At 61.0% G+C, this 17,399-nt stretch carries 14 protein-coding genes; 8 read left to right on the top strand and 6 right to left on the bottom strand.

What is annotated here, in order from left to right; genetic code table 11:
• Positions 1-2 precede the first annotated feature (2 nt).
• Positions 3-539 (bottom strand): ATP-dependent zinc protease, encoded by a 537-nt coding sequence (locus CI807_RS29385; protein WP_028617525.1) that lies wholly within the window; start codon positions 537-539, stop codon positions 3-5.
• A 272-nt stretch (positions 540-811) separates the two neighbouring features.
• Between CI807_RS29385 and CI807_RS29380 the strand changes: the two genes are divergently transcribed.
• The 7 genes from CI807_RS29380 to CI807_RS29350 all read left to right on the top strand — a co-directional run bounded on the left by CI807_RS29380 (position 812) and on the right by CI807_RS29350 (position 10,203).
• Positions 812-1,522 (top strand): GntR family transcriptional regulator, encoded by a 711-nt coding sequence (locus CI807_RS29380; protein ID WP_095017253.1) that lies wholly within the window; start codon positions 812-814, stop codon positions 1,520-1,522.
• Positions 1,522-2,415, top strand: coding sequence for a methylisocitrate lyase (gene prpB, locus CI807_RS29375; RefSeq protein WP_028617524.1), 894 nt, complete (start codon positions 1,522-1,524; stop codon positions 2,413-2,415). Before CI807_RS29380 ends, prpB begins: the two co-directional genes overlap by 1 nt.
• A gap of 40 nt (positions 2,416-2,455) precedes the next feature.
• A complete protein-coding gene (prpC, locus tag CI807_RS29370; protein WP_095017252.1) occupies positions 2,456-3,583 on the top strand; it encodes a 2-methylcitrate synthase in 1,128 nt (375 codons plus the stop codon).
• Between the two features lie 197 nt (positions 3,584-3,780).
• The gene (acnD, locus tag CI807_RS29365) at positions 3,781-6,375 is read left to right on the top strand and encodes a Fe/S-dependent 2-methylisocitrate dehydratase AcnD (RefSeq protein ID WP_095017251.1); all 2,595 of its coding nucleotides are present in this window, start codon (positions 3,781-3,783) and stop codon (positions 6,373-6,375) included.
• 9 nt (positions 6,376-6,384) lie between these two features.
• A complete protein-coding gene (gene prpF / locus CI807_RS29360) occupies positions 6,385-7,575 on the top strand; it encodes a 2-methylaconitate cis-trans isomerase PrpF (protein WP_095017250.1) in 1,191 nt (396 codons plus the stop codon).
• Between the two features lie 75 nt (positions 7,576-7,650).
• Positions 7,651-9,135 carry a 2-methylcitrate dehydratase gene (gene prpD / locus CI807_RS29355; RefSeq protein WP_095017249.1) on the top strand — a complete coding sequence of 495 codons (1,485 nt, stop codon included), beginning with the start codon at positions 7,651-7,653 and terminating at the stop codon, positions 9,133-9,135.
• A gap of 156 nt (positions 9,136-9,291) precedes the next feature.
• Positions 9,292-10,203: a hypothetical protein gene (locus CI807_RS29350; RefSeq protein WP_157742089.1), complete on the top strand. Its 912-nt coding sequence runs from the start codon at positions 9,292-9,294 to the stop codon at positions 10,201-10,203.
• A gap of 74 nt (positions 10,204-10,277) precedes the next feature.
• On the opposite strand, the gene CI807_RS29345 is transcribed toward CI807_RS29350, so the two are convergent.
• The 5 genes from CI807_RS29345 to CI807_RS29325 are packed head-to-tail and all read right to left on the bottom strand — an operon-like array spanning position 10,278 to position 15,766.
• On the bottom strand, positions 10,278-11,006 hold the full coding sequence (locus tag CI807_RS29345) for an alanyl-tRNA editing protein (RefSeq protein WP_095017247.1): 729 nt from the start codon (positions 11,004-11,006) through the stop codon (positions 10,278-10,280).
• A gap of 2 nt (positions 11,007-11,008) precedes the next feature.
• Positions 11,009-12,001, bottom strand: coding sequence for a serine O-acetyltransferase (locus CI807_RS29340; protein ID WP_016979255.1), 993 nt, complete (start codon positions 11,999-12,001; stop codon positions 11,009-11,011).
• Between the two features lie 37 nt (positions 12,002-12,038).
• Complete coding sequence (locus CI807_RS29335; RefSeq protein WP_025999978.1) at positions 12,039-12,953, bottom strand: PLP-dependent cysteine synthase family protein; 915 nt, start codon at positions 12,951-12,953, stop codon at positions 12,039-12,041.
• 15 nt (positions 12,954-12,968) lie between these two features.
• A complete protein-coding gene (gene moeB, locus CI807_RS29330) occupies positions 12,969-14,831 on the bottom strand; it encodes a molybdopterin-synthase adenylyltransferase MoeB (protein WP_095017246.1) in 1,863 nt (620 codons plus the stop codon).
• A 41-nt stretch (positions 14,832-14,872) separates the two neighbouring features.
• Positions 14,873-15,766 (bottom strand): DMT family transporter, encoded by an 894-nt coding sequence (locus CI807_RS29325; RefSeq protein WP_177409649.1) that lies wholly within the window; start codon positions 15,764-15,766, stop codon positions 14,873-14,875.
• Between the two features lie 160 nt (positions 15,767-15,926).
• On the opposite strand from CI807_RS29325, the gene CI807_RS29320 reads away from it, so the two are divergent.
• Complete coding sequence (locus tag CI807_RS29320) at positions 15,927-17,351, top strand: PLP-dependent aminotransferase family protein (RefSeq protein WP_095017244.1); 1,425 nt, start codon at positions 15,927-15,929, stop codon at positions 17,349-17,351.
• The last annotated feature ends 48 nt before the right edge of the window (positions 17,352-17,399 follow it).

Genomic DNA, 17,399 nt, shown 5'->3' with positions numbered 1-17,399 from the left:
GTTTACTCGGCGGTATGAGCGTCGGCGGCGCAGGCGGGTTTGCCTGCTGCGTATTTAAGACTGGGGTCGACCAGCGCATCAAAGCGTTTCAACGCTTCGGAGCCGATCAGCAGCGGGTATTGGAATGCGCTGCGGTCAGTCAAGTTCACTTCGATGCTGCGTAAAGCGGTGCCCATGCAGATATCCAGGGCAATCACCGGACGGGCGGTGTAGTTCTTGTCCTCATCGGGGTCGTAGTCACCGGCGCGGCGCTTGATCTTGCTGACGCGGGCCAGAGGGCGTTCGATGGGGTGGGAATGGGCGGTGTCGATGGCCAGGTAGAAGCGCACCCAGGATTCGCCGTTGCGCTTGAAGCGCTTGATATCACGGGCACTGAGGGAGGCGGTCTTGGCACCGGTGTCCAGTTTGGCGGCGACTTCCAGGTCGATCCCGGCCAACTGGGCGTATTCGTTGAGGCCGTACACGGTCTTCTCGGCGGCGACGCCAAGGCCCGGTGCAGCCAGGAGGCAAATCAATAGAAGGAAGGGCTTGAGTCTCATAAATCCCGAGGCGGTGCAGTGCGATGTTCAATTCAAGGCGACTGGCATTACTGCGCAAGCTCCCTCGTGCGCCGTTTCATCTCGCGATGTCAGGCAAAAGTGGCGGGCATTCTAACATGATGCTTTTTTGGCGCCAGCGCTGGCAGGCGGCCATGCCCTGCAAGGGTGCATCGGCGGTTATTAGACGATTGTCGACAATATGGATTTATTCTTTGACTATCCAGGGCTGATTGGCTAGTTTTTGCGACATTGCTTTTAAAGGTGTCGACAATATGCTGGAGCAGCTGGAATCCCCAGTGGTGGCGCAAGACGATTCCCAGACCATGTCCGAGAATGTCTTCCGGCGTATCCAGGCCGCCATCGTCAAGGGCGAGATTGCCCCCGGCAGCAAGATCTCCGAGCCGGAACTGGCGCGCACCTATGGCATCAGCCGTGGCCCGCTGCGCGAGGCGATCCATCGGCTCGAAGGCCAGCGCCTGCTGGTGCGCGTGCCGCATGTCGGTGCGCGGGTGGTTTCGTTAAGCCATGCCGAGCTGATCGAGCTCTATGAAATCCGCGAATCCCTCGAAGGCATGGCCTGTCGCCTGGCCGCCGAGCGCATGACCGATGCGGAAATCGAAGAGCTGCGCCAGGTGCTGCATACCCATGAGCGCGATGAAGCCTTCCAGGCCGGCCTGGGTTACTACCAGCAAGAGGGCGACTTCGATTTTCATTACCGGATCATTCAAGGCGCCGGCAACCGCACCCTGACCCAAATGCTCTGCGGCGAGCTGTACCAATTGGTGCGCATGTACCGCATCCAGTTCTCCGCCACCCCCAATCGTCCACGCCAGGCCTTTGCCGAGCACCACCGCATCCTTGACGCGATTGCCGATCGCGACGGTGAACTGGCCGAACTGTTGATGCGCCGGCATATCGGCGCATCCAAACGCAACATTGCCCGTCACTTCCCGGACGGCACTGCCCAATCACGAGGTGAATGATGAGTTCCAATAACAAGACGACTCCCGGCCAGCGTTTCCGTGACGCGGTCGCCAGCGAGCATCCTTTGCAGGTGGTCGGTGCGATCAACGCCAACCACGCGCTGCTGGCCAAGCGCGCCGGTTTCAAGGCGATCTACCTGTCGGGTGGCGGTGTGGCTGCCGGTTCCCTCGGCGTGCCGGACCTGGGGATTACTGGCCTGGATGACGTGCTGACTGACGTGCGCCGCATCACTGACGTCTGCGACCTGCCGCTGCTGGTGGATGTGGACACCGGTTTCGGCTCCTCGGCGTTCAACGTGGCGCGTACCGTCAAGTCGATGATCAAGTTCGGCGCGGCCGCGATCCATATCGAAGACCAGGTCGGCGCCAAGCGCTGCGGTCACCGCCCGAACAAGGAAATCGTGTCCCAGCAGGAAATGGTCGACCGCATCAAGGCCGCCGTGGATGCGCGCACCGATGACAGCTTCGTGATCATGGCGCGTACCGACGCCCTGGCGGTGGAAGGTCTGGAGTCGGCCCTGGAGCGTGCCGCCGCTTGCATCGAAGCTGGCGCCGACATGGTGTTCCCGGAAGCCATCACCGAACTTGAGATGTACAAGCTCTTTGCGTCAAAGGTGAAGGCCCCGATCCTGGCCAACATCACTGAGTTTGGCGCCACGCCGCTGTACACCACCGAACAGTTGAAATCTGCCGATGTTTCCATCGTGCTGTACCCGCTTTCGGCCTTCCGCGCCATGAACAAGGCCGCCGAAAACGTCTACACCGCGATCCGCCGCGACGGCACCCAGCAAAACGTCATCGACACCATGCAGACCCGCATGGAGCTTTACGATCGCATCGACTACCACACCTTCGAGCAGAAGCTCGACGCGCTGTTCGCAGCCAAGAAGTAAAGAACAGCCTCCCTAATAAATTCAAGATTGGAGAACCGACATGGCTGAAGCAAAAGTACTGAGTGGTGCCGGCCTGCGTGGCCAGGTGGCCGGGCAGACCGCATTGTCCACCGTGGGCCAAGCGGGCGCCGGCCTGACCTATCGCGGCTATGACGTGCGCGAACTGGCCGCCGATGCGCAGTTTGAAGAAGTCGCCTACCTGCTGCTGTACGGCGAATTGCCGACCAAGACAGAGCTAGCCGCCTACAGCGCCAAGCTGAGCAAGCTGCGCGACCTGCCGCAAGCGCTGAAAGAAGTGCTGGAACGCATCCCCGCCGACGCCCACCCGATGGACGTGATGCGCACCGGTTGCTCGTTCCTGGGCAATATCGAGCCCGAGCAAGACTTCAGCGTGCAGCGCGACGTCACCGATCGGCTGCTCGCCGCCTTCCCGGCGATCATGTGCTATTGGTATCGCTTCAGCCATGACGGCAAGCGCATCGATTGCGTGACCGACGAGCCTTCCATCGGCGGCCACTTCCTGCACCTGCTGCACGGTAAGAAGCCGAGCGAGTTGCACGTCAAGGTCATGAACGTTTCGTTGATCCTCTACGCCGAGCACGAATTCAACGCCTCGACCTTCACCGCCCGGGTGTGTGCCTCGACCCTGTCCGACCTGTATTCCTGCGTCACCGCCGCCATCGGCTCCCTGCGTGGCCCGCTGCATGGCGGTGCCAACGAAGCAGCGATGGAAATGATCGAGCGCTTCTCGTCCGCTGAAGAAGCAGTCGAAGGCACCCTCGGCATGCTGGCGCGCAAAGACAAGATCATGGGCTTCGGCCACGCGATCTACAAAGACAGCGACCCGCGTAATGAGGTGATCAAGGGCTGGTCGAAAAAACTCGCTGACGAAGTAGGCGACAAGGTGCTGTTCCCGGTCTCCGAAGCCATCGACAAGACCATGTGGGAGCAGAAGAAACTGTTCCCCAACGCCGACTTCTACCATGCCTCGGCGTACCACTTCATGGGCATCCCGACCAAGCTGTTCACGCCGATCTTCGTGTGCTCGCGCCTGACTGGCTGGGCCGCGCATGTGTTCGAGCAGCGCGCCAACAACCGCATCATCCGTCCAAGCGCCGAATACACCGGCGTAGAACAGCGCAAGTTCGTGCCAATCGAACGTCGCTGAATGGAGAAACCGCTGAACCCGGGGTGAAACCGGATCAAAAATGTGGGAGCGGGCTTGCTCGCGAAAGCGGTGTGTCATTCAACACACATGGCGACTGTTAAACCGCCTTCGCGAGCAAGCCCGCTCCCACCTTTTGATCGCATTCTCTCCCAGGATCCGTGGGCTCCTTTTGCAACCACCGTGACCGAGTCCTGACGATGAACACTGAATTTCGCAAACCGCTCCCCGGCAGCCGCCTGGACTACTTCGACGCCCGCGCGGCCGTCGAGGCAATCACCCCCGGCGCCTACGCCACCTTGCCTTACACCTCCCGCGTGCTCGCCGAAAACCTGGTGCGTCGCTGCGACCCGGCCACCCTCAACGCGTCCCTGAGCCAACTGATCGAACGCAAACGCGACCTCGACTTTCCATGGTTCCCGGCGCGTGTTGTGTGCCATGACATTCTCGGCCAGACCGCACTGGTAGACCTCGCCGGCCTGCGCGATGCCATCGCCCAGCAAGGCGGCGACCCGGCCCAGGTCAACCCGGTGGTGCCGACCCAACTGATCGTCGACCACTCCCTGGCCGTCGAAGCCGGTGGTTTCGACCCGGACGCGTTCGAGAAAAACCGTGCCATCGAAGACCGTCGCAATGAAGACCGTTTCCACTTTATCGAGTGGACCAAAAAGGCTTTCAAGAACGTCGACGTGATACCGCCCGGCAACGGCATCATGCACCAGATCAATCTGGAGAAAATGTCCCCGGTGATCCAGGTGCGCGATGGCGTGGCGTTCCCGGACACCTGCGTCGGCACCGACAGTCACACCCCACACGTGGATGCCCTGGGCGTGATCGCCATCGGCGTCGGTGGCCTTGAGGCAGAGAGCGTAATGCTCGGCCGTGCCTCGTGGATGCGCCTGCCGGAAAGCGTTGGCGTGGAGCTGACGGGCAAACTGCTGCCGGGCATCACCGCCACCGACATGGTGCTGGCGCTGACCGAGTTCCTGCGTAAGCAGAAAGTGGTCGGCGCCTGGCTGGAGTTCTTCGGCGAAGGGGCTTCGGCACTGACCCTGGGCGACCGCGCGACGATCTCCAACATGGCCCCGGAATACGGCGCCACGGCGGCGATGTTCTATATCGACCAGCAAACTATCGCTTACCTGAAACTCACCGGCCGCGAAGACGAACAAGTCACCCTGGTGGAGCAATATGCTCGCCACACCGGCCTGTGGGCAGATGACCTCAATGGCGCGCAATACGAGCGCGGCCTTACCTTCGACCTGTCCAGCGTCGTGCGCAACATGGCCGGCCCGAGCAACCCGCATGCCCGCGTTGCCACCAGCGACCTGGCGTCCAAGGGCATCTCCGGCCAGTGGGACGAAGTGCCGGGGCAAATGCCCGACGGCGCGGTGATTATCGCGGCCATCACCAGTTGCACCAACACCAGTAACCCACGCAACGTGATTGCCGCAGGCCTGCTGGCACGCAATGCCAACAAACTGGGGCTGACGCGTAAACCTTGGGTCAAATCCTCCCTGGCACCCGGTTCGAAAACCGTGGCCATGTACCTGGAGGAAGCGGGCCTGGGCCATGAGCTGGAAAAACTCGGCTTTGGCGTGGTCGCGTTTGCCTGCACCACTTGCAACGGCATGTCCGGCGCGCTCGACCCAGTGATCCAGCAGGAAATCATCGAGCGCGACCTGTACGCCACCGCAGTGCTGTCGGGTAACCGCAACTTCGACGGGCGCATCCACCCGTATGCCAAGCAAGCGTTCCTGGCATCGCCGCCGCTGGTAGTGGCCTACGCGATTGCTGGCACCATCCGTTTTGATATCGAAAAGGACGTGCTTGGCCTGGACGCCAACGGCAAGGAAATCCGCCTGCAGGACATCTGGCCGAGCGACGAAGAGATCGACGCGGTGGTCAAGGCCTCGGTCAAGCCGGAGCAGTTCCGCGCAGTGTATATCCCGATGTTCGCCATCCACGAAGACACCGGCCCGAAAGTCGCGCCGCTGTATGACTGGCGCCCACAAAGCACTTACATCCGCCGCCCACCTTACTGGGAAGGCGCGCTGGCCGGGGCGCGACCGCTCAAGGGCATGCGCCCGCTGGCGGTGCTGCCGGACAACATCACCACCGACCACCTGTCGCCGTCCAACGCAATCATGCTCGACAGTGCCGCCGGCGAATACCTGGCGAAAATGGGCTTGCCTGAAGTCGATTTCAACTCTTACGCGACGCATCGCGGCGACCATTTGACGGCGCAGCGCGCGACCTTCGCGAACCCGAAACTGTTCAACGAAATGGTGGTTGAAAACGGCAAAGTCAAGCAGGGTTCCCTGGCGCGCATCGAGCCTGAAGGCCAGGTCACGCGCATGTGGGAAGCTATCGAGACCTACATGGAGCGCAAGCAGCCGCTGATCATTATTGCCGGTGCCGACTACGGCCAAGGCTCGTCCCGCGACTGGGCGGCCAAAGGCGTGCGCCTGGCCGGTGTGGAGGCGATTGCGGCCGAAGGTTTCGAGCGCATCCACCGCACCAACCTGGTGGGCATGGGCGTGTTGCCGCTGGAGTTTCTGCCGGGCACCGACCGCAACACCCTGAAGATCGATGGCAGCGAGACCTATGATGTGGTCGGCGCGCGTACTCCGCGGGCGCAGTTGACGCTGGTGATCAACCGCAAGAATGGCGAACGTGTCGAGGTGCCGGTGACCTGCCGCCTCGACACCGCCGAAGAAGTGTCGATCTACGAGGCGGGCGGCGTGTTGCAACGCTTTGCCCAGGACTTCCTGGAATCGGCGGCGACAGCCTGAGGGGGCACCATGGCACATGTAGCGCAAATCAAGATCCCCGCCACCTACATGCGTGGCGGCACCAGCAAGGGCGTGTTTTTCAGCCTCAAGGACCTGCCCCTTTCGGCGCAGGTGCCGGGCGCCGCACGCGACGCCTTGCTGTTACGGGTGATCGGCAGTCCCGACCCTTACGACAAACAGATCGATGGCATGGGTGGCGCGACCTCCAGCACCAGCAAGACGGTGATCCTGGCCAAAAGTACCCGCGCCGAGCATGACGTGGACTACCTGTTTGGCCAGGTCTCCATCGACAAGCCGTTCGTGGACTGGAGTGGCAACTGCGGCAACCTGTCGGCGGCGGTCGGTTCCTTTGCCATCAGCGCCGGCCTGGTCGACCCGGCCCGCGTCCCGCACAACGGCGTGGCTGTGGTGCGGGTGTGGCAGGCCAATATCGGCAAGACCATCATCGCCCACGTGCCCATCACCGACGGTGCGGTACAGGAAACCGGTGATTTCGAACTGGACGGCGTGACCTTCCCAGCCGCCGAAGTGCAGTTGGAGTTCATGGACCCGGCGGCGGAAGAAGAGGGCGGCGGTGGTTCGATGTTCCCCACCGGCAACCTGGTCGACGACCTGGAAGTGCCCGGCGTCGGTACCTTCAAGGCCACGCTGATCAACGCCGGCATCCCGACCATCTTCATCAACGCCGAAGACCTCGGCTACACCGGCACCGAGCTGCAAGCTGCGATCAATAGCGACCCGAAAGCCCTGGCGATGTTCGAGACGGTGCGAGCTTATGGCGCGTTGCGCATGGGCCTGATCAAGCACCTGGACGAAGCCGCCCAGCGTCAGCACACGCCGAAGGTGGCGTTTGTGGCCAAGCCTGCGGACTACGTGGCGTCGAGTGGCAAAGCGATCAAGGCCGGTGATGTCGACCTGCTGGTGCGCGCGCTGTCCATGGGTAAGTTGCACCACGCGATGATGGGCACGGCGGCGGTGGCGATTGGCACGGCGGCGGCGATTTCCGGGACTTTGGTCAACCTGGCGGCGGGTGGTATTGAACGCAATGCGGTGCGCTTCGGGCACCCGTCCGGCACCTTGCGTGTGGGTGCAGAAGCCACCCAGGTAAACGGCGAATGGGTGGTGAAGAAAGCCATCATGAGCCGCAGCGCGCGAGTGCTGATGGAAGGTTTCGTCCGCGTGCCAGGTGATTCCTTTTAAAGGCAGACAGTCAAGATCTGCCCCCTACAACCGTGAGCCCGAGGACTGACCCCAACCCCTTTTTGGAGTACTGCCATGAGCGCCAACGTCGACCAGAACAACCGCCCGGACTACGATCAGGTCCTGCAGGACATTGCTGACTATGTCCTCAACTACCGGATCGACTCTCGGGATGCACTGGACACCGCCCGCAACTGCCTGATGGACACCTTGGGCTGTGGCCTGCTGGCCCTGCGTTTCCCCGAGTGCACCAAGCACCTGGGGCCGATTGTCGAGGGCACGGTGGTGCCATTTGGCGCGCGGGTGCCGGGCACGTCGTTTCGTTTGGACCCGGTCAAGGCCGCGTGGGACATCGGTTGCATCGTGCGTTGGCTTGACTACAACGACACCTGGCTCGCTGCCGAATGGGGTCACCCCTCGGACAATCTCGGCGGCATCCTCGCCGTGGCCGATCACCTGTCGCAGAAACGCGTGGCCAATGGCGACGCGCCGTTGACCATGCGTGCAGTGCTGGAAGCGATGATCATGGCCCACGAAATCCAGGGCGTGATTGCCCTGGAAAACTCCTTCAACCGGGTGGGCCTCGATCACGTGCTGCTGGTGAAAGTCGCCTCCACAGCGGTCACCGCCAAGCTGATGGGTGCCAACCGTGAGCAGTTGCTGGCGGCGCTGTCCCATGCGTTTGTCGATGGGCAGGCATTGCGCACCTACCGGCATGCGCCGAATGCCGGTTCGCGCAAGTCCTGGGCGGCGGGGGACGCGTCGAGCCGAGGCGTGCGCCTGGCGGATATCGCCTTGCGTGGCGAGATGGGTATTCCGGGTGTCTTGAGCGCGCCGCAATGGGGTTTCTACGACGTGCTGTTCAGCCACACCAACAAGGACCTGGCCCTCAAGCCGGAGGACAAGCGCGCGTTCAGCCTGTCTCAACCCTACGGCACCTATGTGATGGAAAACGTGCTGTTCAAGATCAGCTTCCCCGCCGAATTCCACGCGCAAACCGCCTGCGAGGCCGCGGTGACGCTGCATCCGCTGGTGAAAGATCGCCTGCAGGAAATCGAGCGCATCGTGATCACCACCCATGAGTCGGCGATCCGCATCATTTCCAAAGTCGGGCAACTGGCCAACGCCGCTGACCGCGATCACTGCCTGCAATACATGACCGCCGTGCCGTTGGCATTCGGCAACCTGGTGGCCGAGCAGTACGAGGATGAATTCCACGCCGCCCACCCGATCATCGATCAGTTGCGCGACAAAATGGTCATCGTCGAAGACCCGCGCTACAGCCGCGAATACCTGGAGGCCGACAAGCGCTCAATCGCCAATGCCGTGCAGGTGTTCTTCAAGGATGGCAGCAGCACCGAGCAAGTGGCGGTGGAGTACCCGATTGGCCATCGTCGGCGTCGGGTGGAGGGCATTCCGTTGCTGGAAGACAAGTTCAAGGCCAATCTGGCGACGCGATTTACCGCGCTGCGCAGTGCCGAGATTTTTGCGCTGTGCAAGGATCAGGCACGGCTTGAAGCCACACCGGTCAATCGGTTTGTGGATGCGTGGGTGATCTGAAATACCGGTTTCGACGGATGACGCCGACACACTTTGCTATCCATGTGTCCTACATTTGCGGAACCGGTTTCGGATAATTGCCAATCAGGTAGCCAGATGGCCTGTTTTATCAGGTTGTCTGGCAAGCAATTAACACCTGAATCTGAGAGGCACTCTATGACCAGCGTAAGCACCCGACAGTACGCGCCCCCTAACGCCAGCTATGAAATGTCCCCAAAGCCGACGCCCATTCGGTACGAAGACAGTGCCGAAGCACGCGAACCTTCCAACACCCAATCAAATTCAGCTGCATCGCGCCAGCCGATGACTGCCGAGCAGCGCGGGCAACTTTCGTCACATCACAGGCTGGTCAACTCGCCGGCATCCACGCCACAAGCCGACCCCGGTCGGCTTGCACAGCTTTCTCAGGAAAACAATCAACTCCGTGACAAGCTTAACCAGATGGTTGCTCAGTTCAGGCCGATAATCATGCAACTTCGACAGCAAGTGACTGACCTTACCCAACAACTCAACAAGACCAGGGAGCCTGCACAAGACGACTCCCCGTCGACTTCAGGTGTTAGTGGTGATTCCAAGAGCAGCGCGTCGCCTGAATCGAATGCTCCAGCAGAAAATACGCCGATGTCAGGGCAGAGCGCGCCTCATAGCCTTCAGCAGTTGACTGCCGAAAACAACCAACTGCGTGTGACAGTTGATCGACTGCAAACCCAGTTCACCGCAGTCGTCACCCAGCTTCAAGAGCAAATACAGGCGTTGAGTGAAAAGGTGGGCGGGACAGGTACCCCATCAAATCAGGCTGCGTCCGAGACCTCAGACCCGGACGCTAGCGCCAGCATGCCTTCGGACTCTGCGGTTGCAATGGCGCCCGATACCCGTGAAGCCACGCCGCCCACCCAGGAAAATGAGACGACTTCGTCCGAGGCCCGCACAATTGACGATCTCATACGCGACAATGAGCAACTACGCACTCGTCTGGATCAAATGATGGCTCAGTTCACACAGGTCATCTCACAACTCAAGCAGCAAATAGAACAGCTGAGTGCCCGAGTTCAAAGCCAGGCGGCGTAACGTCACAGGTGACAGTCGGGTCAATATGGAAAAGGCCGCGCCAGCCCCATATTGATCGCGACCTGTTTACAGCTTCATTCGAACCGCAAAATCACCCTGCGGTTATGCTTGCTCTTCTTCTCGATCTTCTCGCAAAACACCCGGCCGATTTCCTCGGTGTTGATCACATGGGTACCCCCACATGGCTGGATATCGATGCCGGCGATTTCAATCACCCTTACCGAGCCTTGAATGACCGGCGGAGCCACTGCCTGTGTACGGGTGATCTGTAGCAAAGTCGAATATTCGGAAGCTGGCATCGACAGGGTTTTCACCGCGTGAGCCTGTTCGATCAGCGCATTGAGGTCGCGGGTGATGCTGTCTTTATCGAGGGTCATTTCCGGCAGGTCGAAATCCAGGCGACCTTTGTCCGCACTGATGCTGCATCCGGTGACCGGTGCGTCGATGATCGAGCACAGCAGGTGCAGGCAGGTGTGCATTTTCATGTGCTGGTAGCGCCGGTCCCAATCGAGGCCGGCATCCACCTGTACCCCGGCGGTCAGTTGCGCGGGGCAGTGTTCCACCTGGTGCCAGATGATTGAGCGCAGCACCGGGTCGCGCACGGTGCCGGTCACTTCGACCCGCGTTCCGTCTGCCAGTGTGAGGTGCCCCGTGTCTCCCGGTTGTCCGCCACCGGTGGGATAAAACAGCGTGTGCTCCAGGGCGATGCCGTGTTCGCTGACGGCAATCACCCGGGCGCTGAAAGCGTTCTGGTAGGGCGCGCTGTCGAACAGCGCCAGGGTTTCCATGGTGTGCACGGACATGTTCAACCTCCGACGATCAGTGGGCTGGCTTGCAGCAGGGAGCGCACCATTGCACTCAGGCCAGGGGGGGAGAGCAGGGTGATTTCGAATTCCGGCCCGCAGACTTTCAGGTTCAGCGGCAAGCGCGGCAATGGGCTGCCCGACTCGATACGGTGCAGGCGAAATTGCAGGTGGTGGCGCTCCTTGACCGTGGGCTCCAGCATCAAACTCGGCAAGGGGTGGAAGTCGGCGTCCAGTACGGTCACCTTATGGCTGGCGTTGATTTCGCCCACCACGTGCAATCGCTCATCAAGGGCGAAGGCACCGAGGTAGTTGCTGTGGTCCGATTCATCGTTTTTTTGCAGCTGGATCTGGTTCACCACCTTCACTTTGGTGCCGGCGGGGACGTCCTGGGTGATCACGCAGGACGGGCTGATAAACACGTTGTCGCCAATCAGCACGTAACCCAGCACGCGGGCCCCGGAGCCGACCTCGACGTTGTTGCCCAGGCGCGGATGGCGCTTGCCGTCGGGGTTGTTGGCGATGCCTCGGGCGCCCAGGGTCACGCCGCAGAGGATGTAACAGTCGTTGCCAATTTCGCAGGTTTCGCCGATCACCGTGCCGTAGCCATGGTCCAGTACGAAGCGTCGGCCGATGCGCGCCGCCGGGTGAATCTCGGCACCGGAAAGCACCTTGCCTTGATTGCTCAGCTTGAGGGCAATACGTGAAAACACGCCGTTGGTCTGGTCGGGGAAATTCCACACCAGGTGCGCCAGGCGGTAATACAGAACTGCCTTGAACGAGGCGTAGGACTCCAGGATCAACTCGCCGCGCCCGCGTGAGGCCGGATCACGGTAGGCGTAGGCGATCAGGTCTTCGGCTACTGCCTGGGCAGCATTCTGGATCAGGGGCGCCAGATGCGGTTCCAGCTGCTTCATCTGTAGGGGCGTAAGGGTTTTGATGAGGTGAGTGATCAACTCATCGTGCAACTGTTGCATGTCGATAAAACCGCCCATGGAGGCACCCCTGCATTCTGGTTGGCTGGAAACCCGTTTATTCGAAACTGGGCAGGTAGCTGTCGGCATTGTCGTAGACCATGGTCAGCACCACCGTTTCGGGCGGCAGTTCGGGGGCGAGCTTGGCGATCGCCACCATGTTGGCGGCGGACGACAGGCCCAGGCTGATCGCGTCGGTGCGCATGATGCGTTTCATCATGTCGATGCAGTCCTGGCGCGAGACCTTGAGCATGCCGTCGATCACGTCCAGGTTGAGAATGCTCGGGATCAAACCGATCGACAGGCCTTGGATGTGATGCGGTGCGTGCTGGTTTTTCAGCAGGTCGCACTCTTCCGGTTCCACGCCCATGACGCGCAACTGCGGCCAGGCGGCTTTCAGGGTTTCACCGATGCCAGTGATATGCCCCCCGGTGCCGATGCCGCTGACAAAGTAGTCGGCGCGCAGCTCACCGAAGGCACGCAGGATTTCCGGTGCGGTGGTGTCGCGATGGGTCTGTGGGTTGGCGCCGTTGCGCTGTTGGTTGAGCATCACGTAGCTGGGGTTTTCCAGCTGCAATTCCATGCATTTCTCGCCATGGGAGTTGTTGCCCAGACGACTGTCCGACAGCACCACCTTGGCCCCATATAAACGCAGCAGCTTCTGTTTTTCCGGGCTGTAGTTGTCGGGGATCACCAGCACCACTTTGTAGCCCAATACATTGCCCGCCATCACCAAGCCGATGCCGGTGTTGCCGCCGCTGGGTTCGATGATGGTCTGCCCGGAATCACGGATCAGCACGCCTCGGCGCTCGGCGTCGAGGATCATGCCCAGGGCGATGCGCGCCTTGTGGCTTCCGCCTGGGTTGAGCGATTCGAGCTTGGCGTAGACCTCGATGCCGAGATCTTCGGAGAACTGCGCTAGACGCACGATCGGCGTTTGGCCGATCACGTCGAGGATGGAGTTATGCAACATCGTTCAGCCCCCGGCTCAATACAACGGCATGTCGGGTTCGACGTCACGAACCCAATGTTTCATGCCGCCCTGCAGGACTTTGGTGTTGGCGAAACCTGCCGCTAGCAAGGTACTGGCGGCTTGCTCCGCGCGGGTGCCGGCGTAGCAGATCAGGTAATGGGTATTGTCCCGGCTGAGGCTGTGGAGGTGGCCGTCCAGTTCGGCAAGGGGGATATGCACCACGCCCGGCAATTTGCACACTTCCAGTTCGCTGGCGTCGCGCACATCCAGCAGCACATCGGCGCTGCTGGGGTGTTCGAGTACTTGCTTGAGTACGCGCGGCTTGATGTAGCGTTCTTCGGCCAGCGACGGTTGGCTCGGCACGGCATCCGCGCAGGCGGTCGGTGCCAGGGTTTCGCTGTGGCGCGCCTCGGAGCAGCATGGGCAATCGGCGCGGCGCTTGAAACGGATCTCGCTGAACTTCATCGCCAGCGCATCGAAGCGCATCAGACGGCCGGATAACGGTTCACCAATGCCGATCAATAGTTTGATCGCCTCGGTGGCCTGGATCATCCCGACCACACCCGGCAGCACACCGATCACGCCACCGGCGCTGCAATTAGGCGCAAGTTCTGCGGGCGGCGCGCTGGGGAACAGGCAGCGGTAGCACGGCCCGCCTTTGTAGTTGAGCACGCTGATCTGCCCGTCGAAGCGGTAGATCGCGCCGTACACCAGGGGCTTGCCCAGTTGCACGCAAGCGTCGTTGACCAGGTAGCGTGTATCGAAGTTGTCGGTGCCGTCGATCACCAGGTCGTAGGCGCCCACCAACTCCAGGGCGTTGTCGGCGTTCAGGGCGGTGTCGTGGGCGTTGATCTGGATATGGCGGTTGAGGTCTTGCAGGCGCTGCTTGGCGGACTCTACCTTGGGCATGCCGAGGGTGCTGTTGCCGTGGACGATCTGGCGTTGCAGGTTGCTGCTTTCCACCACATCGAAGTCCACCAGCCCCAGGGTGCCGACCCCGGCAGCCGCCAGATACAGGCTGATCGGCGAACCCAGGCCACCAGTGCCGATGATCAGCACCTTGGCTTTCTTGAGGTTCAACTGACCTTCGCGACCCACGCCGGGCAGGGTGATGTGGCGCACGTAGCGTTGTACTTCTTCGTTGCTCAGCGCGTCGACATCCATGCCGCCGGACGTAGCCAGCAGCACCTCGATTCTGGCTTTCTCGGGCAGAGGGTCATCCGCGCCAACCAGCTCTTCCTCGGCGGTAAACAGGAAGTGCTCCTTGAGCTGGTTGTTCTTCTCGTGAAACAGGTGCGGGCGCAACTGGGGGTGACTGCTGCAGAGGTTTTCAATGAGTTCGCGCAATGTCGATCCGGTGCCCTCGAGGGTCGATTCCGGCAGCTTGGCCACGCGAACCAGAATGTCGGGGAAAGAGACAGCGTTCATGGACAACTCCGTGTGCAGGTCGTTGAAAGGTTGAAGGGCGAAATGCTTGCCATCCCAGGCAAACAGCTTGGAACCCAGGGGCTGGCCCTGGCGAACGTCGACCACCAGGTAGCTGACGGGGTAGATCGGCTCGCCCATGAACAGCGCCTTGTCCTGGTCCTCATCGCTGAAATAGGCACCCACATCCGGGTGCGAGTGGTAGATCACCACCACCGGGTTGTCGCTGCGCAACGCCTTGTTCATCAGCAGTGTGTCGGCCACCGAGAAGGTGTAGCCGTTGGCCGCGCTGCGCGGGTACATCTCGGGGTTCTTGTGGTGCAGTTCATTCTGGATATTGCTGCCCAGGTACACGCTGCCGTCGGCGAAGACAAAACCACAGCATTCCTCGGGGTAGCTGCGGCTGGCGTGGGCGTAGATCTGTTCCAGGGCTTTGGGGCGGAGGACGTCCATGTTTCTCTCGCGTGGCTGAAGTTGATGGGGCAGGGCAAGGGTCAATTTTTCTTGGCCAGCAGTTTTTCAACCGGCAACTTGGTAATCGCAAAACCGGCCAGCAGGATGGCCGAGTACAGCATCAGGTCGCGGGAAATCGACACGCCTTCGTACCAGGCGCCAATGATCACCGCGAACACCGGGAAGATGATGAACACGAACGACAGGATGATCGGGCTCAAGCGCTTGAGCAGCATGAAGTACACGATGAACCCGCCTACCGAAGCCACCAGGCCCAGGTAGAGCAGCGCACCCCAGGAGCGCAGGGTGATGGTTTCGAAGGTCGGTGTTTCAAACCACAGCCCGGCGACGAACAGCATCAGCCCGGCAATGCCGATGGGCAGGGTGTTGTAGGTGATCACGCTGATGGCGCTGCCTTTCTGCTTGGTAATCACGTAGCACAAGGCATGCATGATCGCTGCGGTCAGAATCGCCAATACGCCGAAGAACTCCGCGTGGTCCAGGTGCAGGCCCTGGCTCTTGATGATCATGTAGAGGCTGCCGAAACCGATGCCGATGCCGACCACCTGGGAAAAGTAGATGCGCTCGCGCAGGAACAGCGCGGAGAAAATCAGGATGAACACCGGCATGCAACTGAACAGCAGCGCGGTCAGGCCGGACGAGACATGCATCTCGCCGTAGTTGAGCAGGTAGTAGGGCACGCTGAAGTAGGACAGGGTCACGAACACGAAGAACCAGCGGCTCTCACGGGGAAACAGGATGGGCTCGCGGCGCACCATGGCAAAACACAGGAACAGCGGGAAGGCGATCAGGAAGCGCAGGCCGGCGGACGTCAATGGTGGCACGCTCTCCACGGCAATCTTGATCCCCAGCCACGTGGTGCCCCAACTCAGGCACACGATCAGGAACATCACGCTGGTGATCAGCCCGGCCAGCCACTGTTTTTGGTTTTTTGTCTTGGTGGTGTTTTCGAGAACGGCGGACATTGGCATCGTTTATTGCTTCCCTGAGCCGAAATTGAACTCTATATTGAGCTTGTAATGAGTTGTAAAATCCGGCGATTGAACCCGTAAAAGCACACTATTAGGGCGAAAGATGGCTGTCAAAACAAATATTGACATGGTGTCAATTATGCGTGAGGGGTTGTCCAACGGTCAGGGCGTGAAGTACAAGCGGCTGTCCGATGTCATGGAACGGGGCATCCTCGAAGGCTTGATTGAGCCAGGACGAAAACTGCCGCCCCATCGGGTGCTTTCCGACAATCTGGGCGTGACCATCGGCACCATCAGCCGGGCCTACGGTGAACTGGAACGCCTTGGGCTGGTGGTGGCGCGAGTCGGTGACGGCACGTTCGTACGCAAACGTGGGATGGAGCGCCAGCGCGATGAAGGTTTTCGCAACTTCAGCGAAGAGCCGCGCCAGTACTTCGACATGAGCCGCAATATGCACATCCCCGGACAGGAAACCGTGTTCCTGGCCCAGAGCTTCCAGACCCTGTCGACCAACGCCAAATTCCTCCAGGACATCAGCGCCTACACCCCGGACGCCGGCCTGCCGCGCTACCGTGAAGCGGGCGCGCAATGGCTGGTGCAGCGTGATTTTCATCCGATCCCCGAGCAGGTCATCTGCGTCAATGGCGGCCAGCACGGCTTGCTGTGCTCGATGATGGCGCTGTTGCGGGCCGGCGACACGGTGGTCACCGAGCAACTGACGTACCCCGGCCTGATTACCGCCGCGCGGATGCTGGGGATTCGGTTGATCGGCCTGGAGATGGACGAAGAGGGCGTTCTGCCGAGCGCGCTGGACGAAGTCTGTCGAAATCACCGGGTTTCAGCGCTGTACTGCACACCGACGATCCAGAATCCGACCACGGCGGTACTTTCGGTGGCGCACCGCGAAGCCTTGGTCAAAGTGTGTCGCGAGCACAACCTGCTGATTCTTGAGGACGAGGCCCACGGTGTACTGGTCGAGGACCGACCGCCGCCCCTCAGCCATTTCGCCCCCGAGCGTACGATTTTGATCAGTAGCCTCAGCAAAGCCGTGTCGGCCGGCTTGCGTGTGGGCTATGTACATGCGCCGCCGGCGTTGGTCAGCCGTATTTCGGCGGCGCTGCGTTCGACTTGCTGGATGGCTACGCCCGTCACCTTGGAGCTTGCTACCCAGTGGATCGAAAACGGCACGGCGGAGTACCTGCTGCGTCAGCAGATCAATGAAATCAGCCGGCGCAAGGCCCTGGTCCGTGACCTACTGATTGGCCTGGAGTACCGCACCCACCTCAACAGCCCACATTTCTGGATTGAAGTACCGGAGCCGTGGCGGGCGTCGGAAATCGAGGCGGAGCTCAAGCAGAATAATTACCTGATCGCCACCGCCGAAGCGTTTGCCGTGGGCCAGACGGCCGTGCCGCAATTTATTCGGGCGAGCATCTGCAATACGTCGGGGGATGATCAGTTGCTGCGGGCGGGGTTTGATGCGTTGGCCACGGCGCTGGGGCAGGGTGGGGGGCGGTTTCAGCTGTAGCAGGGTTTGTTGTGGCGAGCGGGCTTGCCCCGCGTTGGGCTGCGAAGC

The sequence above is a fragment of the Pseudomonas sp. NS1(2017) genome, from assembly GCF_002269425.1.
In the GTDB taxonomy this organism is placed as follows: domain Bacteria; phylum Pseudomonadota; class Gammaproteobacteria; order Pseudomonadales; family Pseudomonadaceae; genus Aquipseudomonas; species Aquipseudomonas reactans.
The sequence above is the reverse complement of the archived record's forward strand: the minus strand, read 5'-3'. Positions and strand labels throughout refer to the sequence as shown.